This window comes from Candidatus Hamiltonella defensa 5AT (Acyrthosiphon pisum), from assembly GCF_000021705.1.
Lineage (GTDB): Bacteria > Pseudomonadota > Gammaproteobacteria > Enterobacterales > Enterobacteriaceae > Hamiltonella > Hamiltonella defendens.
On record NC_012751.1, the window covers coordinates 2,052,470 to 2,073,240 of the forward strand.

Here is a 20,771-nt window from a genome sequence, read left to right on the forward strand (position 1 = left end):
CCTCATTAATGACTGAAGTGAGGATTACCCTAAAACAGAATGATGTGATGTCTTTGGCCTCAATCGAAGTACTGACTATTATCAATGTCATCGGCAGAAAAAAGGCACCCCTGAACGTGAACGCCTGAAAATACGGCTGATGGAATGACACAGAAATAGCCGGGGCGCGGCAGGGTCCCGCACGTTATCGGCCGCGCTGAAGCAGGAAGGAGAGCATGATGCGTGAGGCAGGCATTGAAAGCAAGCCACGCCAGCCTCGTTATCAACCCAGTGGTAAAAAAGCCGTTTATGCTCCTGAACACTTGAATCGTGAGTTTACCGTCAAGGCACCCAATCAGGTGGGGTGTGGCGATGTTACTGACATTTGGTCCGGTACTTGCTGGCTTTATCTCTCGGTTGTACTCGACTTATATGCAAGAAAAATCCTGGGGGGGGCTTTTTCCACTTCTCCCCACAGTCAACTGACTCAACAGGCACTCATGTTAGCTTGCGAATCACGGGGAAGACCGAAAAATGTCCTCTTTCATTCAGACCAGGGGAGTCATTATAGTCGCTTATCGTATCGACCACATCTGTGGCAGTATCAGATAAAACAGCCGGGGAAACTGTTGGGATAATGCCCCCATGGCGCGTTTTTTTGGCTGTTTAAAGTCAGAATGGCGCCCAAAGTAGGGCTACAACACTGTTCAACAAGCACAAACTCATGTACTGCCTTGCCTCACTCATGATGACAATCGAGTCAGGCCGCACAGTGTGAATGATCACCAAACACCATTGATGAAAGCATTTAAACTTTCAGTGGTGTAAAACTTCTTGAGTTTTCTCCGAAATTATTTGACCAGAACATTTACATGTATGGGGCCATGTGGTTCATCAAATCGGGAAAAAAGAGTACGCAGACACCTGAGGTACCATCGGGGTCAAATATCATTTTTAATGACCGCCGTGCCCTCACTGCTTATATGATGACGGCGTCCGGCTGGAAGGGCGTTTAAGAAAGGAAAGTGACTGGAAAATGAAAGATTGAAAAAAGCACTGAATGTGCTGATTTTGAGCAAAATCACAGGTCATAATAAAATTTAACTCATTGTTAAATCACACTTTAAATATCGTCTTTTATCCCATTTCATGGTCTTTTGCTGCCTGTTTTTTAATCAAAAAAATAAGTTACATAATTGATTTTAAATGAATTATTTTTAATAAGTTTGTATTAGAGGATCGAATATCGTAATTTAAATGACTTTATTAACATCGCCGTATTAATTGAAATATGCGAGCGCGAGTTTTATTCGAGAAAAATAAAAAAGTCCATCTGAAACAGGAAAAAGAAGAGACAGCCATCATGAAAATATTGATTGCCGGTGCCACCGGTTTTATTGGAAGCAGTTTAGTATCATCATTTTCGGATGAGTTTGAGATCACCGTATTGGGTCGAGATATGGACCAGCTAAAAAGACGTTTTCCTCAACATCATGCCGTCGACTGGAAGGGACTGAAATCAGAGTCAGCAACGGATTATCAAATCGTCATTAATCTTTGTGGTGAAAATATCGCTGATAAACGTTGGACAAGCGAGCAAAAAACAAAAATTTTACAAAGCCGTGTAGAAACTACTGACCAGCTGGCCAGCTGGGCATTAAATTCAAGCTCACCACAATCATTGCGATTCCTTAATGCCAGCGCTGTCGGTATTTATGGTTTAAATACAATAAAAAATACAGAAAACACACCGATAACACTCCAAGAAAATTGTTTTTCACAACAAGTTGTTCGTGTATGGGAATCTACCGTCCAGAAAAAACTAGAAAATAAAATTAACTATACCCTTATGCGGTTTGGGGTCGTCTTGAAAAAACAACATGGCATGCTGAAAAAATTGAAAATGCCTTATCAACTTGGCTTGGCCAGCATACTGGGTAGCGGACAACAGCAAATCAGCTGGATTCACATTGAGGATTTAGTGCGAGCAATACGGCTTATCATTAAAACTCCATCAATTTCAGGCCCAATCAATATGGTTGCCCCTGAAGTCGTGACACAAAAGCAGTTGGCAAAAAATATGGCAAAAGCTTTGAATCGACCTTGTTTTCTTCAAACCCCCATTTTTTTCATTAAGTTATTATTTGGGCAAATGGGCGATGAGCTATTACTTTCTGGTCAAGAAGTCATTCCTGAATATTTACAAAAAGCGAACTTCTTTTTTCAATATCCCATGTTGGAAAAAGCGATTTTTCATGAACATGATTAAATATGTACTATAACCGTCGCTCATTTTTTGGGCATCTGGAGGATGCTCAGCAATTACCATGAACTTCGCCTCCTGAATCATCAAATTCACTGATTGGTATTAATGAATTAGACTGCAATAAAAAATTGAATAAATAAAAAATATCTTCATTCACAATGATATTGTCCAAAACTTGCATTTGAATTTGGCAATTAAGAAAAGCATCCATTCGTGCACAACTCAAACGCACGATCCCTTTTGTGAGAGAAATTCTGAGGTTTTGATATGATATTGTTTTGTTAATTCATTGATTAAAAAATCATTCAACTGATTCCATTAAGGTGTAATAAGTACTATGTCCAATATCGGTATTTTTTTTGGCAGTGACACAGGCAACACTGAAAACATTGCCAAATTGATTCAAAAGCAATTTGGTGAGCAGGCGAAGGTTTATGACATCGCCAAAAGTCATCAAAAAGATTTAGAAAACTTTGATATTCTTTTTTTAGGTATTCCGACTTGGTATTACGGGGAAGCCCAATGTGACTGGGATGATTTTTTCTCAACCCTGGAGGAGATCAATTTCAAAAATAAATCGGTGGCCATATTTGGTTGCGGTGATCAGGAAGATTACGCCGAATATTTTTGTGATGCGATGGCGATGATACGCGATATTATCGAGCCTCATGGGGCGAAGATTGTCGGGCATTGGCCAACCGAAGGTTATTATTTTGAAGCCTCAAAAGGGCTGTTCGATGATGAGCACTTTATTGGTTTAGCCATCGATGAAGATAGACAAAGTGAGCTCACGCAAGATCGCGTGGATAACTGGCTCAAGCAGGTTTCTTTAGAGTTGGGGCTCGAAATATTAAAGACGGATAAAACGGCGTAAAATAAGCCTTGAGGACACAGAGCAGATAGAGATATACGGTTATACTAAAGAGCCCGAGTTAAGCACAGTATGTATAGGATTGAACCGAGATGAAAGACAATAATATAGCTTTAAAAAAAGCGGGCCTTAAAGTCACCCTCCCACGTCTAAAAATACTGGAGATCTTGCAAGATCCAGTCTGTCATCATGTCAGCGCGGAAGATCTCTACAAAAAACTGATAGATATGAATGAAAAAATCGGTTTGGCAACTGTGTATCGGGTTCTCAATCAGTTTGATGATGCGGGGATTGTCACACGCCATCATTTTGAAGGTGGGAAATGTGTGTTTGAAATAAAACAACAGCATCACAATCACTTAATTTGCCTGGATTGTGGAAAAGTGATTGAGTTTCTTGATAAATGTATTGAAGGTCGTCAACGGGAAATTTCCAAAAAGCACGGTATCAAATTAACCGACCGCAGTTTATGTTTATATGGGCATTGCGAAAGAGACGAATGTTCCAAAGAGGAAGATTTAAAAGAAAAAAACAGTGATGTGTAAAAAATAAAATCAAAAATTTTGAGCGATTTATAGTAGTTTATCTATATTTTTACAATTAAAATTATCAGAATTGAACTGAGCCGTAGTTTTTATAAAAATTATTTTTTGATCAACGAATAATATTGAAAACCAAATTTCAAATAATGTTTTAATAAATTTTAATATAAAAATGAATTGATAGTTTTAATGAGGGAAATATATGTCAATAAATCCGACTCTTCAACGAAGCCACTCATCTGGTCACCTCAGTGAAACAAATACATTACATCGCAGTGAGGGATGTGGAAGTCTGAATCATATTCCAGACTCCACTAGCGGCTCTAATTTGTTTACAGCTGTTAAAGCTGTTAAAAATACAACAAAGAATCCGGGGTCTCGTCAAAGCGCAGAAGCATCTTCAAAATTAACAAAAAGAGAAGAAGGAGGAGAAGGAGGAAAAATAACGGTAACAAGAGAAAAAATCGAAAGTACAAAAGAAGCGTGGGTGTTTCGTTCTGACTTCAGGACGTTTAAACCCACTGGTGCAAGCTCATCATCAACTGCCAACCCCAAGATAGAAAAAGAAAACAAGTTCGAATTCAGAAAACCAAGACCAATCGAATTCCCACCGGCATCTTCAGCACAGGTAAGCGAACCAGTACAACAACAAGAAGAGCGTCCAGAAACAGTCTCAGCACAGAAAAAAAATAAATTATCCCGATTATGGCAGGGTATAAAAGAGGTCTTTTCTTTTTTATTTCGGAGTTGTTTTCCACGCACCAAAACCAAAAGTAATGATGCGACAACGATTTCAAAAACCGAAATTGCTGGAGGTAAAACCGTAAGCAAAGACACTCTGAACGAATTATTAAAAAAAATAGATGAACTTATAAAAACTGAAGGTTTGGATGGATTATTTAGGGAATCAGGTTCTTCTTCACACCTTAATGAGCTTACACAACAGGTTAATTCTGGTGAGAAAGTTGATATTGATAAAATCGATAATCGAGACACTGCGATTGGTTTTTTTAAAAGAATTATGGAAAGAGTCACCCCTTTAAAATATGAAGAGGTTCAAACAATACTCTCTAATAAAATAACCCATAAGGAAATAGGGGAAGAGCTCTCTAAGATAATCAACTCTAAGTATCCAGAAGAATTCTTGATGATACTTAAAACGTTAGGCAAATTTTTCGAAAAAGCATCCAATAATGAGAATAGCAAATTTAATGTAACATCTTTCACAACATGTATTCCAAATCTTATTAAATGTGAATCTGGAAACCCAAATTTGTTGCTGGAACAATCTAAAGAAATACCTAAAATGATTGAAAAAATTCTTCACAAAGATACTTTAGAAGCAATTTTCACTAATATAACTATTACAAGCCTATAGTTAAATTAAACCTTCATACGCTATTATTTTTCTGTCTATAAGTGACCTCTCCGACGAGATATAGATGCTTTCAAGGCCAATAAGCCGAAAATTGAACTACGGCTGTAGTAGATATGTCAGAGGCGAATATATAGTTGGGGATTTGGAAACGTCATGTTGATTGATTGTTACAGAGGTATTTTTCAGTGATACATGATTTGGCGGTGAGAGAGGGATTCGAACCCTCGATACGCTTTCGCATATACACGCTTTCCAGGCGTGCTCCTTCAGCCACTCAGACACCTCACCGTTCATGACACTTTTCTAATGCCGGCGTAATATAGGGATCCTCTTTATTAGGGTCAAGAATTATTTGTTCGGTCTGACTTAAAACCTCGGCCTGTTACGTTTTTCTGTTTCTTTCATTGTCCAAATTTGAGTTTCACCCTTCAACGATCACCAATGCTATTGCATAGTGCCTTTCATCTGATATCGAAAGATGCCAGGATTTAACGCTGAGCCTGACCGCCATCTCATTGGCTTTATCTGATACCAGTAAATGTGGTTTTCCAAGTTCGTCATGAATCACTTGAAAATGCCTCAATTCCAGGCCATTGCGAAAGCCCGTTCCTAGTGCCTTCGCTGCGGCCTCTTTAGCCGCAAAACGCTTTGCAATAAACCGAACAGGCTGTTGATGTTGTTGATATTCAGATAATTCGAGGGGAGTTAAAATGCGATGAGCAAGCTTGTCGCCGCTGCGGGCGATAATGGCCTGAACGCGAGCGATTTCAACAATATCTGTGCCCATGCCCAAGATGGCCATTATTGTCGCGCTTCTTTCATCAGTTTTTTCATCTCGCTGACCGCCGGCGCCAAACCCGAGATCAGTGCTCGGCCAATGATCGCATGGCCAATATTGAGTTCCTCTATGTCTAATATGGCCGCAATCGCTTTCACATTATGGTAACTCAGGCCGTGCCCTGCATTGACTTTCAGTTTTTTTTGAGATGCATAAGCCGCCGCATCCACGATGCGTTTGAGCTCGCTGCTTTTTTGATTGCCGGACGCATTGGCATAAGTGCCAGTATGAAGTTCAATATATTGTGCTTTCGCTTGTGCGGCCAAATCAATCTGATGCTTATCAGGATCAATAAAAACAGATATCACAATCCCTGCTTTTGATAACACCTCGATCGTTTCAACAATATTATCGGTTTGTACTGTCATATCCAAACCGCCTTCTGTTGTAATTTCTTCTCGTTTTTCGGGCACCAGGCAACAGGAATACGGTTTGATGGCATAAGCCATCTCTCGCATTTCATTTGTGACCGCCATTTCTAAATTTAAACGTGTCTGAATCGTTTGAGATAAAAGGTGAAGATCGCGTTCTGTGATATGCCGTCTATCTTCGCGCAAATGTACCGTAATGCCATCGGCGCCTGCTTGTTCCGCAATAAAAGCCGCTTGAACGGGATCGGGATAAACGGATCTTCGGGCATTTCTCAGCGTGGCAACATGATCAATATTGACACCCAACAGGAGATCTTTCATTGATGTTTCTCTGATTAAAAATAAAAGCATAAATAAGGCGGGTATTTTAACGTTACCGTCACTTTAATGTCACTTATTGATCGCCATCTCTAGAATGGCCATCTCAGTTAAAACCACTGATCCCCATAAAATGAGCGTTTATTGATATTTTTTTATTTTTATACAGTTTATATTTCTTTTCATTAATAATTCTTACTAACTAAGAAATTCTTTTCAAATTAAAAAATAGATAAAAAATCATGGCTATATTTAGATCATCAAACAGTACAAGCGCTTTAGCTGCAAAAACAAATGCTTTAGAAAAGGAATTCTATGAATTGGGAAAACAAAAAAAATCTTTTACATCACAAATCAAGTCCTTGAGTAATAGTAGCACTCAAGCACTCACTCCCAAAAAAAAAGAAGAACAAGAACTCACCACTCTTGAAGAAAACTTGAAGAATGCAAGAGGTTTACAGAAAGAGTTAGGTGTTCACAAGAGCGAGTTAGATGGAAAATATTCCCGAAAAAAAGTCTCTTTCAGTAAAAGTGATCAGGAAAAGACTACAAAGATTTCAGGATTACAGGGAAGAATTTCTGGTACTCAGAAGAATCTTGATAAAAAAATAAAGGAATTAGAAAAAGATATTAATAACAAAAAACGCAATAAAGAGCTTTTGGAGATGCGGCAAAAAAACATACTTGAAGAAATTGCGCGTGCATTTTGTGAAAAATTTGGAAAATTTGATTAATAAAAATTAACAGCGCTCCAAATGATCAAGGTAAAGAGGATATTTATTATCCTCTTTTTTCATATTCTCATCACATCAGAGGGTTCCACCCTAAAGGTGAAGCAGAGAGTTCAAGATGAAATCACCGGTGTCACTGTCTGCAAAACTTTGTCTCCAGGGACATGAAAGACTTCCTCTATCTCTGAAAATTCAGAAGTGATTTGCCTCAATTGATTTAGGTGATTCAGGTGATTAAACTCGTTTTTCAATTTGAGGTTGGGGAACAGTTGATATGAAATGAGACCGGCCTCATCCCGAAAGTTGATGCTCACTGTGTGCACAGCTCCTTCTTTGTCCACAACGGAAAGATGCCTATAGGTTTTATCTAGCATAAAATTTATCAGACGTAGCGTAACATGTTCTGCAGGTGAATTGAAATGACTCACTATCACATCGTCCTCTTCTTGTGTTATTGCAATCTCTTTCAGTGAAAAAGGCAAAAGCAAAATGTCCTGCTCAGGGTCGCCCGTTGCAGGGGCATCATAATTATCAATGCGCACCTCTCTTGCTATCGGCCTGTCTTCGACGACGTAAATATCTCTTCCTCCTTTTCCTTCTAATCTATCTTGACCTGTTGTACTCAGTAAAATGTTGCTGAGATCATCTCCTTGTAAATCATCATCAAACCCACTTTCTTGCGGGACTAATTTCAAAAAATCCGGCAATATTTTTTTTTCATCTTTGAGTGCGATCACCCCGGGTGTGTGCTGATAGGACATTTTCTGAATGATTAACGGCGTTTCTTCACTGTCAGTTTTAGGAAGGTGACATTTTTTATCAAAATTTGGAACATATTGCGCTATTAAGGTGAGGGGTTCCGGTTCTTCGTTATCGAAATTGAACGTGATTTCAGAAGGCAGACCTGTAAAAATCATGCCATCCTGGGTATAAAAAATATATTGGGCGGTTAAAGTTCCTTTTTGCTGTTGAGTTGAAAAAATATAGAGATCAGACAATGTCAGCGTGGTTATGCTGCTATTTTTATTTCGTAATTCAATGAATACATCTTGTTTGATCCTTTTAATACTGATGATCTGGTTCACCGTATAATCTAAAAAAACAGGGCTAAATTCTTCTGGGTTATTTTCTTCTTTGATGATTAGTGTCGCGTCATCAGAACGTGTATTTTGTAAAATACGATAAAAATCTGTGCCTTCTCCTCCATCAAGCTCACCGGCCTGCGACACTAAAATATCATTGCCATAAAAACCCATCAATTTATCATACCCTCCATTTCCATTAAGAATATTGGGTTGATTGTTGCCCAAAATAACATCGTCTGTTTCTGAACAGGTCTCTACGTTATGAATATTTTTTAATATGGCTATTTTTTGCGACGAATCAGTGAAACCAAAGTACTCTTCCTTCAAATGAATATAGTATCCGCCTTGTGATTGTGACGGCTTTGTGTTTGCTATCAAAAAATCAAAACCCTTCACGCCATCCAATACGCTCGGTTTATCGGGCACAATAGTTCCAGTAAAGATAAAAGTATCAGATTCATTGCCTCCCTTAAAATTTTTGATACCATCACCGATGTCAAAAATATTTCTTTTTTGGCTATGACCTACCACTTTATCGTTTCCCGCGCCCAAAAAAAAATAAATCTTATCCGCTGTTGTAGAATCGAGTCTGTTTGTTTTTATAATAGAAACAGAGGGTGATAAAGACCTTGAAGGTTCTATCGGTCTTTTGACAGAAAAAGTACCATTTTTATCGGAATCAGAATCAGAATCAGAATCAGAATCGGTATGAAGAACTATCTTGTCGTCAGTAGGTGAAAGCCCTTTGATGTCATAAAATGTGTACTCACTGTTTTCTAAAGCGAGATCAAAATAAATAGTTTGATTGCTCCCCGTTTTTATTACACGGCCTTTATAGTGTGACAGGATGGCTGGAGCTTCAGAGGGTAATATTTTGTCTCTTATGGTTTGATTGGCTGGATATTGCAGATTTAATGTATGTTGAATGCTCCTTCTTGAAGCTAAATTTTTTCCTGTTAATTTTTTATAGTGATACTCCTCCAGAATTATGGGTCCTGTACTATAATAGACCCGACTCTATTTCATCATCTGAGTTCAATAATGATTGAAAATTTGCTCTTAACTGGTGATGAATATTTTTTTTAGCCTCTTCTGCTGTTGCTGCTTTGTTGACCTTATTGGTGACCTCTACGTCAATTTCTGCGCCCAAAAAATGAAACAGGCCAGTGAGTAATTTTTCTAACAATGTCAATTTAGTGTAGCTCTCTATTTTTTCAATTTCACGAGCTGAGTAATATATTCTCCCAACTACAGCGGTTAAAATCCCCAAGGCGATACCAATAGTGCCGGCCGCTAATGCCATTTTCCCGCTTAGGGCTAATAATCCCAAGCCGCTTATGACGCTGCTCGAAGCGCCTAAAGAAGAAAGGCCAATACTGACCTTTAAATCTTGTTGGATATCAGGGTCAGTTTCTGTTTTAAGTTTACTGGCTGCTATATCGATTTGATAAATATCAAAAAAAGCGCCCAGAATATTTAAAATAGATCCTCCATATTGAGCCAGTTTCAGTCCCGCTGCATACCGAAAAAGTTTCATTCTAGAAGCAAAAATCTGAGCGGATTGATAAGAAAGCTTTTGAATAAGGTGAGAGCCCAGTTTTCTAAAACCCAACTCTAAAATAGCCCCCCCCGCATCATAAAAAAGACCCGCCATAACCAGCTTCGCCTCTAAATCCAGCGCTTGTTTTTCAGATTCCATTAATTGACCAGAAGAACGACGCCGAGAGTAATGAGAGAGGAATCTTAAAGATCCGATCCAAGAAAGAGCCTGTGTTGCCTGGCCCAACTTATCGATGGCATGATATGTGTTTGAAACACCTAAACTGCCCCTGTTTTTCTGGGATTTATGCTTCTGATTCAAAGAACGATCTGATAACACATCCGTGTCTCTGATAAAGCTTTCCAGGTTTTGAAAAGGAATAGATTTTGAAATTTTGTCAAGATTCAACTGATAAACATCAAATACAAATAACCCGTCTTTTTGAGGCGCATCCCTTAAGCGCATTAAGTACTCAATTAACATTGTTCTAAGGGGAATATTGATTTTTTGAAAATTATCAGTGGTAACGCATATTTCACCAAAATTAGCATCATAGACATACCAATTTGTTTTTTCATATCCAATCTTGCGTTTCGCTATCGTTAAGATATTTTTACCCATACGCAGCTGATAATACCCTTGTGTTTCATTAGCCAATGTTTCAAAAAATTGATAGATATTCTGTGAGCCTTTTGCAACAAAAGCAGACTCTGCTTTTAGCTGATTAATCAGGCTCACCAAAGTTTTTTCGTCGTTATTATCGATTTGAAAAAATATTTCCTGTTGATTTATCCCAGCATGAATTTGAAATTGATTCAGTAATTTTAAACGTAACTCTCTATCATCCAGACTGAGTACGCTTAAATAAGCCAAACTCACTTTTTGGGCTTTTTGTTGCGCCAATATACTGCCATCACCTATATAAATCGTTTGCATACAAGAATGAATTCTAGCGTGAAATCCACTCATATTACTGTATAGCTGTATCCGTTCTTTCCAATTGACCATATTTTCGACGATAAAAATTTCCCACTCAGCAGTCCGTTTTAAAGCAGTCTGCCCTGTTGATCGAATGAATTGATCATGAGTTTCACTTAATTGCCTCAAACTTTGTACCTGACCCATAAATTGAGAATAAAGCAGGGGATCAGAGGATGTCTGGTAAAATTTTTTCCAATCGAGTTCTCCTGAGGGAGAGTGAAAAAAATCCATTAATAGTTTGAGATCATTTTTACTAAATGAGGTCCACTTGTCGGAAGAAATATCATTCACCAAGACTGAAACTCGTTTTAACTTCTCGTTTAAAGAAGATCCGGGATCTTTTTTATTACGTATAGTCTCTGAAAGATGTATCGAACTTTCTTGATTCATTTTTGTTGTCGTATCTCTTTGATGACCACTAGTATCATCAGTGTGATGAGAGATTTTGATGACCTTTAATGGAATCCCTAATTCTTTGGCAACGTTTCCAGCCGACTCACGTAATATATTAATATTTTTCGATAAAAGAGACGCTGAGGATGAAACCTGTTGATCCTCAGAGGGTTCTATTGATAATGGTATCTGGCGTGGCGACTCGTTGTGGATAAGAAAATAATTGATTTGATAATAGACCGTTGCGTGTTAACTCAAGGAGAGTGGTGTTGTCTGTGCGAGTTAATGTTGTCTCGCCGTTAGTCAATTCTTTGAATTTTTTAAGCAAATTTATTTTTATGCGGGAGGCCTGGTCACCAAATTGCTTGACTAAATTTTCTAAATTAGGCTCAACAATGGCTTCGTGTGGTGCGGCAGCTAAAATATTCTGGTTGGGGACCTGCAATATCAATCCCACCGAATAGCCTCTGATTGTGTCATTTGACATGATACTGGATGAAATAAAATCAGATTGCTTAAATGTATCTTTAATATCTTTATTTTTTGAAAAAATGCCTGTGCGAAAAATTAAATCTTGAATTGAAGAAGCATAAACAAGATACCTGAATTTTTCACTTTTTATTTTGGGATCAGTAAAATTCTGGGGTGACCAATCATCCAATACAGGAGATAACAACCGAAAAGCGCTGCTGTGCTTCTTCTGTATCAGCTCTCCATTTTTATTCCAGCCTAATAGAATTGTATCCCCTGCCGTCTGAGTCGCTCCCTGTGATCTCGTATTATCGGTAAACTTTCTACCAACACCAGAAACATAGAGTGTTTGTGTTCTGGCCGATATCTCCGCCTGAATACCCTGGCGCTTTATCTCCCTGGCAAATTGAGTGGCAAAATTTTTGCGTTTGTGACTCATCAGTTGACATCCCACTAAACTGATGCGATTTGGAATCATTTTAATACCATGTATCTGGTTAAATTTTTGGTTAAAATCTTTTAAAAGCCTGGCTAAACTGGCAGGCTTCATACCAGAGAAGGATCCAATAGAGCGAGAGCGAGAGAGAGCACGAGGCCTACTGCCGTGGCCGACTAATTGCCAACGCAATTTGCCTTGAAGCGTATTTGGAGAGCCATGTAATACACGATAATTATTGCGTTTATCCAGTTGGACTAAAACTGAGCCTGGGTGTTTTTCAGTGAGATTTACTGCAGCCTTAAGCACAGTATCGTCATCTTGTAGCTGAATAATGAGTTGTCCCGCATATCGGGTCAAACCACCAGATAGTGCCGGCCTTGTGATGACAGGCTGAATCTTCCATTGTTTAACGGATACAAAGGGTACCAGTTCATTCGTATTTCGTTTAGTACGACGAATATGACTGTCAGATTGATCATGAATGATAAAAGAATGTGGGGGGAATTGATCTTGGGGCATGGTTATTTTTCATCCTTAAAAAATAGAGAACTGCTGATGCAGGCATCATTTATTTTATTGCGAGGTATTGCTCCTTATTTTGAGCATAGTAGAAGCACTTGGGATGTTCAATAAGCCTTTGCTATTCTCTGTTTTCGCTTATTGTAATCTTGTATAATCGTGCTTTATTTTTTTTCACCTAACACATGAAAGTATCGACTATTTTGACTCATCAACATCTTAAATGGCAGTCCTTACTGCCGAATATGCTTCCCTACGAGGCGTTATTTCTTCGGGTGTCTGATTTGGCGCCTATCTCTTTTGAAGATGTACAGCCAAGATTAAGCAATGCGCTGGCTTTATTTTGTCGTCCTCAATCCCAAGAGCGCTTTATGATCATTAAAGCACAGGAGCATGATCAGTATTTATCCCTTATCAGCCAGGTTGTTCAAAAACAATATACTGAACCTTTAAAGTGCTCTAGCGGTCGTTATGCTGTTGAAGACAATGAAATTCATTGGTTTTCGACCTGTCGAGATCAGGATACCTTCGCATCTCAAGCCGTTTGCCTTTTTCAAAATTGGATTGAACCAGAACAAATGTTTGGTGCCGTTAAATTTCATCAAAACAAGATTGATCTACAACCTGGTGTTATCCATCGTGTCAATGGTGGAGGAGTATTGGTCATTTCTGTCAGCACTTTATTGGCTCAACCCCTGATATGGCGTCGATTAAAACAAATGATCATTCAAAAGCGTTTCGAATGGCTTTCACCAGACGAGAAGCGTCCTCTTTCAGTGACGGTTCCACCCATGCCTTTGGATGTGAAACTGGTACTGGTAGGGGATGCACGGCGGTTAGAAGATTTTTTTCAAGTAGAATCTGAACTGAATTTGTTTTCATTTTATGGTGAATTTGAAACTGAGCTGTCTTTAAAGAATCCTGAAGCAATAAACCTCTGGTGTCGTTACATTCATAGTTTGACAGATATGCCTTTGGTGTCTGACGCCTGGCCCATATTCATCCGGGAAGCCGTGCGTGAAACAGGCGACAAGGAACGTTTACCTCTTTGCCCTGTGTGGATAAAGCAGTGTTTGTCTGAAGTATCACTATACGAAAAACAGGGCAAGATAACGGCGGATTCTCTCAATAATGCGATCAGCACTCGTCATTGGCGGCAAAATTATCTTTGTGAATGTATACAAAACGATATCGAAGAAGATCAAATTTTGATTGAAACCACAGGCGATGTGATAGGCCAGGTCAATGGATTGGCTGTCATTGAATACCCTGGCCATCCTCAGGCGTTAGGAGAACCGACTCGCATCAGTTGTGTTGTGCATTTGGGTGATGGCGAATTTGTGGATGTAGAACGAAAAGTAGAATTGGGGGGCGAGATTCACGCTAAAGGCATGATGATTATGCAGGCCTTTTTAATTTCTGAGTTAGCACTGGATCATGCTCAACCATTTTCAGCCTCTCTTGTTTTTGAGCAATCCTATGCTGAAGTGGATGGTGATAGTGCTTCCTTAGCACAATTATGCGCGCTTGCGAGTGCTTTGGCTCAACAGCCTATCCATCAGGCGCGTGCGGTGACAGGTTCCATCGATCAATTTGGTCGTGTTCAGCCTGTTGGGGGAATCAACGAAAAAATAGAAGGATTTTTTCAGGTTTGCGATCGTCGAGGCTTAACGGGGTCTCAAGGGGTGATTTTACCTCGTCAAAATGTTCGCCATCTTTGTTTAAATGATTCTGTTGTTGAGGCAGCCAAACAGGGGAATTTTCACCTGTGGGCGGTAGATACCGTAGCGGATGCGTTGCCCTTGTTGACAGGTATACCTTATTCCGACACAGATAAACCGAATTTATTACACAAAATCCGGCAACGTATAGCACAAGTCCATCATCATGATCGTCGAGGATTTCTGGGCCGATGTCTAGAATGGTTTCAGAGACATTGAGAGACCATTGCAAAAAAGGGTTAAAGTCTGATTTAAGTGTTTAAAACCAATATAAGGCTAATTAAAAAATATGATGAATGAAGATGGTGCCTATTCCAAAAAAGATTTAGAAGCTTCATCACGTGGCGAGTTATTTGGTCCAAAAGGACCTCGTCTGCCCGCCAGCAACATGTTAATGATTGACCGTGTCATTACCATGACCAAGGATGGGGGTATGCATGGTAAAGGTTACGTGGAAGCAGAATTAGATGTCCATCCCAATCTGTGGTTTTTTGGTTGCCATTTTATTGATGATCCTGTTATGCCAGGTTGTCTGGGCTTAGATGCCATGTGGCAATTGGTCGGATTTTATCTTGGCTGGTTAGAGAATGAAGGCAAAGGACGTGCGTTAGGGGTCGGAGAAGTCAAGTTTAAGGGCCAGGTTTTACCTGATTCAAAAAAAATCACTTATTGTATTGATTTTAAAAAAGTGATCACGGGTAAATTAATTATGGGGATAGCAGACGGTAAAGTGTTGTCAGACGGCCAGCAAATTTACACCGCCGATGATCTCAAAGTGGGATTATTTAAAAATACTTCGTTTTAGTAAAGATGATGTAAGGGAACCAGCAACGAATGTCGGATTTAACCCCGCCGAGTCAAATACTATTGCGCCATACTCGTGAATTTGCTGAGCGATCTGTGATTTTTTCGGGTGATCTACAAGATCTGCTTCCCGCTCAGTTCAACGCCAAACAAATCAGGGTTCATACTCAAGAATATCATCACTGGCGATTATTGAGCCCTGTATTAAAAAATGATATTCAATTTGGTGTATTACCGTCTGAAGATCTTGTCTCCAAGACAGATACGGTCATTTTTTATTGGCCTAAAAATAAAGCCCAAGCGCAATTTCAATTAGAACATTTATGTTCCTTGTTCCCCAGCCAAACCAATATATTTATTGTCGGTGAGAATCGCAGTGGTATAGGCAGTGCTAAAGACCTTTTGGCTGAAAATGTCGGTTTGCATAAAATGGATGCCGCGCGTCGTTGCAGTCTATATTATGGTTGTTTAAAACAAAAACCGGTTTTCAATATGGAAAGCCAATGGCGCCGATATCAGGTGAAAGATGTGCAAATAAAAACGCTCCCAGGCGTATTTAGTGCCAATCAATTAGATGAAGGCAGTCAATTATTGCTGTCTTCGTTTGATATTCCGTTGAGCGGTAAGGTGCTGGATCTGGCCTGTGGTGCGGGTGTATTAGGCACAATTTTGGCTCGTCAATCTCCTCAAATTGAACTGACACTCAGCGATGTGAATGCGGCGGCTCTTGAATCGAGCAGGGCCAATTTGGCTGTGAATCATATCAAGGCAAGGGTGGTTCCCAGCGATCTATATTCAGATATTCCAGAACGATTTAATCTCATTTTATCCAATCTTCCTTTTCATAAAGGCCTAAAAACAGACATTAAAATGATAGAAAAATGTATTGAGGAAGCCCCTGGACATCTTTATAAAGGCGGAAAATTAAGGCTCGTCGCCAATGCTTTTTTACCTTATCCTAAATTATTGAATCGTACTTTTGGTCATTATGAAGTATTGACTCAAAACGCTCGCTTTAAAGTATATCAAGCCACGCTTTAATTCTTTGATGTGCTCAACTTAAAAAATAAAAAAATAAAAATGTCTATAATCAAAGTGCTTTAGTCATTAAATATTAACTTATTCATTTTTATTAAAGGAGCAAAATGCTATGTCTATATTTAATCATATTCTCCCGAATTTCCCTTATTTTTTCTCATCAAAACAAGCCATTTCAGAAAATGAGCCGGTTGCTTTGGAAGCACCGATTTTAAAAAATCAACCTAAAGTTTTGAGTGAAATTATTTATAACGAGGGTTTCAACGGTAAAAAAAATTATGTGATTAGAAAAAGTATTTGGGAAGAGGGAAAATTGTCGTCTGTCACAGAAAAGGTCTATTTGAAAAAAGTACCAAAAGACATATTTCTAAATATCCATAATGAATTTTTAATCAGTGTTGATGACACGAATTACAGCTATTATGAAAACACAGATGACCAACCCATGGTAAAAGGAATTTTTTCTACTTATTGGATACCTCCTAACCGTAACAAAGTCACTTATCATGAGTTTAAAGAGGGAGAACAGCCGATGCCTTCAAAGGAAAAAATTGCGGTGATTGATCATCAAGCTCAAGATAACCGCTCTACTTTACGCTCGGTGTTTGATTACATATTTCCCTTTTTTGCCAGCCAAAAAAATGAAGAAAAAAAGCGATATGATGATGAACTCATAGGCTTGGAAACCCAAGAGCTGGCAGATTTAACGCCCCATTTTTCAAATGTTGAACTTTCAGAAAAAGCGCCAACTTGCACTGTTTCTTTTGATCATGCTGATGAATCCACCCTTCCTTCTTATCTTTCATCAGCCCATCAGCAATAGTTTATTTTTGATGATAGATAGACATCAGCTGTCTGCTGATGTCGTTATTATTTCACTATGATATGCTTTAAGCATTCCCTTCTTTTATTCAAGATCCGTCAAAAAAAGAAAATGCATGAACAAACAGCGCTTAAACTTACAACAAAAAGAAGCGATTGAATTTGTCACAGGTCCCTGCCTGGTTTTGGCAGGGGCAGGATCCGGCAAAACAAGGGTCATCATCCATAAAATTGCCCATTTAATTCGTCGTTGTGGGTATCTTTCACGGCAGATCGCGGCGGTCACCTTTACGAACAAAGCCGCTCGAGAAATGAAAGAGAGAGTCGCTGATATTTTAGGTCGCAAAGAAACGTTTGGCCTTATCATTTCTACGTTTCATGCTTTGGGTCTGGAAATCATCAGAGCGGAGATTGCTCAATTAAACATCGGTCCCACTTTTTCTCTATTCGACGCTCAGGATCAATGGACTTTGTTGAAAGAATTGACCGAGACATGTTTGAATAATGATAAAACTCAATTAGAGGCTTTAGTCAAGGCTATCTCTCACTGGAAAAATCATTTGACGTGCCCTGAGGCTGCGCTGTCATCAGCTCAAACAGATCAGGAGAAACAATTAGCTTATTGTTATGGCTTGTATGATGACCACATGAAAGCCTGTCGTGTGCTTGATTTTGATGACCTGATTGTATTACCCACCCGGTTGCTTCGAAACAATAAAGACGTTAGAGAGCGCTGGCAAAATCGTCTGAGATATTTGCTGGTGGACGAATATCAGGATACCAACAGCAGTCAATATCAGATGGTGAAATTGTTGGTGGGTCAGCGCGCACGCTTTACGGTGGTCGGAGATGATGATCAGTCTATTTATTCCTGGCGCGGCGCCCAACCGCAAAATTTATCTTTGTTAAAAGAGGATTTTCCGCAACTTAAGGTGATCAAGCTAGAGCAAAATTATCGTTCCTCAGGCCGTATTCTTAAAGTCGCGAATGTGTTAATCGCCAATAATCCTCACGTATTTCAAAAACAATTGTTTTCAACTTTGGCTTATGGCGAGCATTTGAAAGTGATCACGGCTGACAATGAAGATCATGAAGCGGAGCACGTTGTCAACGAGATCATCACTCATCAGTTAATGAGAAAAACACAATATGGCGAATATGCCATTTTGTATCGTGGGAACCATCAATCACGATTATTTGAAAAGCTGCTTTTGCAACATCGTCTGCCTTATCATATTTCAGGGGGAGACTCTTTTTTTGCGCGGCCTGAAATTAAAGATTTTTTGGCTTATCTTCGATTGTTAACCAATCCCAGTGATGACCGTGCTTTTTTACGTGTGGTGAATACACCAAAACGTGAAATTGGCGTAACGACAATTCAAAAGCTGTCCCAATGGGCGCATCAGCGTCGTAAAAGCCTTTTTCAAGCCAGCTTTGATCTGGGTTTGAGTCAATTTTTGTCTGCGCGTAGCCTTGACTCACTGCAGCGTTTTTCCCATTGGATGGAAAAAATCAGGCGTTTGGCAGATACAGATCCCTTGGACGCCATCTCAGAATTATTGAGCGGGATCGATTATAAACATTGGTTTAAGGACAGCGCACCCAGCCCCAAAGCCGCGGAAGTTCGGATTAAAAATGTCGATCTGCTTTTTAAATGGATGACAGAGATGTTGAGGGGATCCGATCTGTATGAGCCCATGACCTTAATTCAAGTGGTCACCCGTTTTACGTTAAATGACGTATTGGAAAAAAAAGAAAATGAAGGACAGGCAAATCGAGTACAACTGATGACCTTACATGCCTCGAAAGGGCTTGAATTTCCGTATGTCTTTTTGGTGGGCATGGAAGAAGGTTTATTGCCTCATCAAACCAGTATCGATGAAGACAGTATCGAGGAAGAACGGCGTTTGGCGTACGTCGGCATCACGCGGGCACAAAATGAATTGTATTTCAGCCTTTGCCGTGAGCGGCGCCAATATGGTGAATGTATTCCACAAACACCCAGCCGGTTTTTGCTTGAGTTGCCGCAAGATGATCTCGATTGGGAATCCAGGCAAAAAGAAATCAGCACAGAGGAAAGAATGGAAAGAAGCGAGGGGCATTTAGCCGCTCTTAGAGCACAATTGAAAAAAGCCAGAAAAAAATAAAAGGCCAAAAAGCCATTATCAAATAATGATTCAGACATTGAAACATTTGACATTGAGCAGGAGACATTCATGAACAGCAAAGTCATTGTTCCACCTAAAAATAAAGCCCAAAAGATTTGTTTTGATGGCAAGTTAATCGTTCCAGATCATCCTGTTATTCCCTTTATTGAAGGGGATGGGATTGGCGTTGATATCACGCCAGCTATGATCAACGTGGTCGATGCGGCGGTTGAGCGGGCTTATAATAGCAAAAGAAAAATCGCCTGGATGGAAATTTATGCCGGTGAAAAATCGACTCAAATTTATGGAAAAGACGTTTGGTTACCCGACGAAACCCTGGATTTGATTCGTCAATATCATGTTGCGATTAAAGGACCACTGACAACGCCAATAGGAGGTGGCATGAGTTCTTTAAACGTCGCATTACGGCAAAAGCTCGATCTTTATGTTTGTTTACGTCCAGTTCGTTATTACACGGGCACACCTAGCCCACTTAAGCAGCCTGAATTAACGGACATGGTGATTTTTCGTGAAAACACGGAAGATATTTATGCGGGGATTGAATGGAAGGCCGGTTCAGAAGACGCCAAAAAAGTGATTGAATTTTTGCAAAAACAGATGGGGATCCAAAAAATTCGATTCACCGAAAATTGCGGCATTGGCATTAAGCCTTGTTCAAAGCAGGGGAGTGAACGACTGATCAGAGCGGCCATTCAATACGCCATCGACAACGATCGTGCATCTGTCACCCTGGTGCATAAAGGCAATATCATGAAATTCACGGAAGGGGCATTTAAAGAGTGGGGCTATGAATTGGCACGTGAAGAATTTAACGGAAAATTATTTAATGGCGGCCCTTGGCTTGAAATCAAGAATCCTAAAAATGGAAAAAGCCTTATTGTTAAGGATGTGATTGCGGACGCCTTTTTACAGCAAATATTACTACGCCCCAAAGAATATGATGTGATCGCCTGTATGAATCTCAATGGCGATTATATTTCTGATGCATTAGCAGCACAGGTGGGCGGCATTGGGATTGCGCCTGGGGCGAATCTCAACGAACAATGTGCATTATTTGAAGCCACTCATGGAACGGCGCCGAAATATGCGGGGCAAGATAAAGTCAACCCAGGCTCGCTGATTTTATCAGCTGAGATGATGTTGAGGCATATGGGATGGACGCAAGCCGCCGATTTAATCATTGAAGCGATGCAACGCACCTTTTCTGCGAAAACCGTGACATACGATTTTCATCGTTTGATGGAAGGTGCCACATTAAATAAATGCAGTGAATTTGCTCAAAATATCATTAAAAATATGTAAAAAGCATGCTACCCGCTGAACTCATGGTATTCAGGGTAGTCTGGATTTGTATAGAACTGCCCATTTTTATTTTGATAGGGGTCAAGATAAGGGGGCTTTTTAAGAAGCGTACCCCATCATGATTTGTGCTGCCAGGTTAGGATTGCGCTCTAAATGATGTCTGAGGTCTACATCGAAAAAAAAACGGTTTATAC

The 20,771-nt window shown here is 39.6% G+C and carries 17 protein-coding genes and 1 tRNA gene; 12 read left to right on the plus strand and 6 right to left on the minus strand.

All coding sequences use genetic code 11. The features are described 5' to 3' along the window. The first annotated feature begins 215 nt into the window (after positions 1–215). The 5 genes from HDEF_RS10240 (at position 216) to HDEF_RS10260 (ending at position 5,036) form a co-directional block, all read left to right on the plus strand. Positions 216–617: an IS3 family transposase gene (locus HDEF_RS10240; RefSeq protein ID WP_015873612.1), complete on the plus strand. Its 402-nt coding sequence runs from the start codon at positions 216–218 to the stop codon at positions 615–617. A 653-nt stretch (positions 618–1,270) separates the two neighbouring features. Next, positions 1,271–2,248 carry a TIGR01777 family oxidoreductase gene (locus tag HDEF_RS10245; protein ID WP_048901581.1) on the plus strand — a complete coding sequence of 326 codons (978 nt, stop codon included), beginning with the start codon at positions 1,271–1,273 and terminating at the stop codon, positions 2,246–2,248. A 334-nt stretch (positions 2,249–2,582) separates the two neighbouring features. Then, positions 2,583–3,119, plus strand: a complete 537-nt coding sequence (fldA, locus tag HDEF_RS10250) for a flavodoxin FldA (protein WP_015874547.1) — start codon at positions 2,583–2,585, stop codon at positions 3,117–3,119. Between the two features lie 89 nt (positions 3,120–3,208). Further along, entirely contained in the window at positions 3,209–3,661 is a 453-nt protein-coding gene (gene fur, locus HDEF_RS10255; RefSeq protein WP_015874548.1) for a ferric iron uptake transcriptional regulator, read from the plus strand. A gap of 199 nt (positions 3,662–3,860) precedes the next feature. Further along, on the plus strand, positions 3,861–5,036 hold the full coding sequence (locus tag HDEF_RS10260; RefSeq protein ID WP_015874549.1) for a RhoGAP domain-containing protein: 1,176 nt from the start codon (positions 3,861–3,863) through the stop codon (positions 5,034–5,036). A 198-nt stretch (positions 5,037–5,234) separates the two neighbouring features. Here HDEF_RS10260 and HDEF_RS10265 read toward each other — a convergent pair. From HDEF_RS10265 to pdxJ, 3 genes are all read right to left on the minus strand, one after another. Next, positions 5,235–5,324 (minus strand) — tRNA-Ser (locus tag HDEF_RS10265). Between the two features lie 133 nt (positions 5,325–5,457). Beyond that, on the minus strand, positions 5,458–5,838 hold the full coding sequence (gene acpS / locus HDEF_RS10270) for a holo-ACP synthase (RefSeq protein ID WP_015874550.1): 381 nt from the start codon (positions 5,836–5,838) through the stop codon (positions 5,458–5,460). Continuing rightward, positions 5,838–6,566, minus strand: coding sequence for a pyridoxine 5'-phosphate synthase (gene pdxJ, locus HDEF_RS10275; protein WP_015874551.1), 729 nt, complete (start codon positions 6,564–6,566; stop codon positions 5,838–5,840). Before pdxJ ends, acpS begins: the two co-directional genes overlap by 1 nt. 239 nt (positions 6,567–6,805) lie before the next feature. Between pdxJ and HDEF_RS10280 the strand changes: the two genes are divergently transcribed. Beyond that, the gene (locus HDEF_RS10280) at positions 6,806–7,297 is read left to right on the plus strand and encodes a hypothetical protein (protein ID WP_015874552.1); all 492 of its coding nucleotides are present in this window, start codon (positions 6,806–6,808) and stop codon (positions 7,295–7,297) included. A 110-nt stretch (positions 7,298–7,407) separates the two neighbouring features. Here HDEF_RS10280 and HDEF_RS13440 read toward each other — a convergent pair whose 3' ends face one another. The 3 genes from HDEF_RS13440 to HDEF_RS13450 all read right to left on the minus strand — a co-directional run bounded on the left by HDEF_RS13440 (position 7,408) and on the right by HDEF_RS13450 (position 12,722). Further along, positions 7,408–8,931 (minus strand): calcium-binding protein, encoded by a 1,524-nt coding sequence (locus HDEF_RS13440; protein WP_015874553.1) that lies wholly within the window; start codon positions 8,929–8,931, stop codon positions 7,408–7,410. 448 nt (positions 8,932–9,379) lie between these two features. Further along, on the minus strand, positions 9,380–11,290 hold the full coding sequence (locus HDEF_RS13445; protein WP_015874554.1) for a hypothetical protein: 1,911 nt from the start codon (positions 11,288–11,290) through the stop codon (positions 9,380–9,382). Between the two features lie 166 nt (positions 11,291–11,456). Further along, entirely contained in the window at positions 11,457–12,722 is a 1,266-nt protein-coding gene (locus HDEF_RS13450) for a C80 family cysteine peptidase (protein WP_015874556.1), read from the minus strand. A gap of 203 nt (positions 12,723–12,925) precedes the next feature. Here HDEF_RS13450 and HDEF_RS10290 point away from each other — a divergent pair, with 203 nt between their 5' ends. From HDEF_RS10290 to icd, 6 genes are all read left to right on the plus strand, one after another. Further along, positions 12,926–14,662 carry an AAA family ATPase gene (locus tag HDEF_RS10290; protein WP_171770489.1) on the plus strand — a complete coding sequence of 579 codons (1,737 nt, stop codon included), beginning with the start codon at positions 12,926–12,928 and terminating at the stop codon, positions 14,660–14,662. A 70-nt stretch (positions 14,663–14,732) separates the two neighbouring features. Then, positions 14,733–15,248 carry a bifunctional 3-hydroxydecanoyl-ACP dehydratase/trans-2-decenoyl-ACP isomerase gene (fabA, locus tag HDEF_RS10295; protein WP_015874558.1) on the plus strand — a complete coding sequence of 172 codons (516 nt, stop codon included), beginning with the start codon at positions 14,733–14,735 and terminating at the stop codon, positions 15,246–15,248. Between the two features lie 29 nt (positions 15,249–15,277). After that, entirely contained in the window at positions 15,278–16,288 is a 1,011-nt protein-coding gene (rsmC, locus tag HDEF_RS10300) for a 16S rRNA (guanine(1207)-N(2))-methyltransferase RsmC (protein WP_015874559.1), read from the plus strand. A gap of 109 nt (positions 16,289–16,397) precedes the next feature. Then, on the plus strand, positions 16,398–17,108 hold the full coding sequence (locus HDEF_RS10305) for a hypothetical protein (protein ID WP_015874560.1): 711 nt from the start codon (positions 16,398–16,400) through the stop codon (positions 17,106–17,108). 115 nt (positions 17,109–17,223) lie between these two features. Continuing rightward, a complete protein-coding gene (gene rep / locus HDEF_RS10310) occupies positions 17,224–19,254 on the plus strand; it encodes a DNA helicase Rep (RefSeq protein ID WP_015874561.1) in 2,031 nt (676 codons plus the stop codon). 69 nt (positions 19,255–19,323) lie between these two features. Beyond that, entirely contained in the window at positions 19,324–20,577 is a 1,254-nt protein-coding gene (gene icd / locus HDEF_RS10315; protein ID WP_015874562.1) for an NADP-dependent isocitrate dehydrogenase, read from the plus strand. The last annotated feature ends 194 nt before the right edge of the window (positions 20,578–20,771 follow it).

Coding starts and splice junctions, on each gene's coding strand:
- HDEF_RS10240 (WP_015873612.1), top strand. CDS start 216: ATGATGCGTGAGGCAGGCATTGAAAGCAAGCCACGCCAGCCTCGTTAT.
- HDEF_RS10245 (WP_048901581.1), top strand. CDS start 1,271: ATGCGAGCGCGAGTTTTATTCGAGAAAAATAAAAAAGTCCATCTGAAA.
- fldA (WP_015874547.1), top strand. CDS start 2,583: ATGTCCAATATCGGTATTTTTTTTGGCAGTGACACAGGCAACACTGAA.
- fur (WP_015874548.1), top strand. CDS start 3,209: ATGAAAGACAATAATATAGCTTTAAAAAAAGCGGGCCTTAAAGTCACC.
- HDEF_RS10260 (WP_015874549.1), top strand. CDS start 3,861: ATGTCAATAAATCCGACTCTTCAACGAAGCCACTCATCTGGTCACCTC.
- acpS (WP_015874550.1), bottom strand. CDS start 5,838: ATGGCCATCTTGGGCATGGGCACAGATATTGTTGAAATCGCTCGCGTT.
- pdxJ (WP_015874551.1), bottom strand. CDS start 6,566: ATGAAAGATCTCCTGTTGGGTGTCAATATTGATCATGTTGCCACGCTG.
- HDEF_RS10280 (WP_015874552.1), top strand. CDS start 6,806: ATGGCTATATTTAGATCATCAAACAGTACAAGCGCTTTAGCTGCAAAA.
- HDEF_RS13445 (WP_015874554.1), bottom strand. CDS start 11,290: ATGAATCAAGAAAGTTCGATACATCTTTCAGAGACTATACGTAATAAA.
- HDEF_RS13450 (WP_015874556.1), bottom strand. CDS start 12,722: ATGCCCCAAGATCAATTCCCCCCACATTCTTTTATCATTCATGATCAA.
- fabA (WP_015874558.1), top strand. CDS start 14,733: ATGATGAATGAAGATGGTGCCTATTCCAAAAAAGATTTAGAAGCTTCA.
- rsmC (WP_015874559.1), top strand. CDS start 15,278: ATGTCGGATTTAACCCCGCCGAGTCAAATACTATTGCGCCATACTCGT.
- HDEF_RS10305 (WP_015874560.1), top strand. CDS start 16,398: ATGTCTATATTTAATCATATTCTCCCGAATTTCCCTTATTTTTTCTCA.
- rep (WP_015874561.1), top strand. CDS start 17,224: ATGAACAAACAGCGCTTAAACTTACAACAAAAAGAAGCGATTGAATTT.
- icd (WP_015874562.1), top strand. CDS start 19,324: ATGAACAGCAAAGTCATTGTTCCACCTAAAAATAAAGCCCAAAAGATT.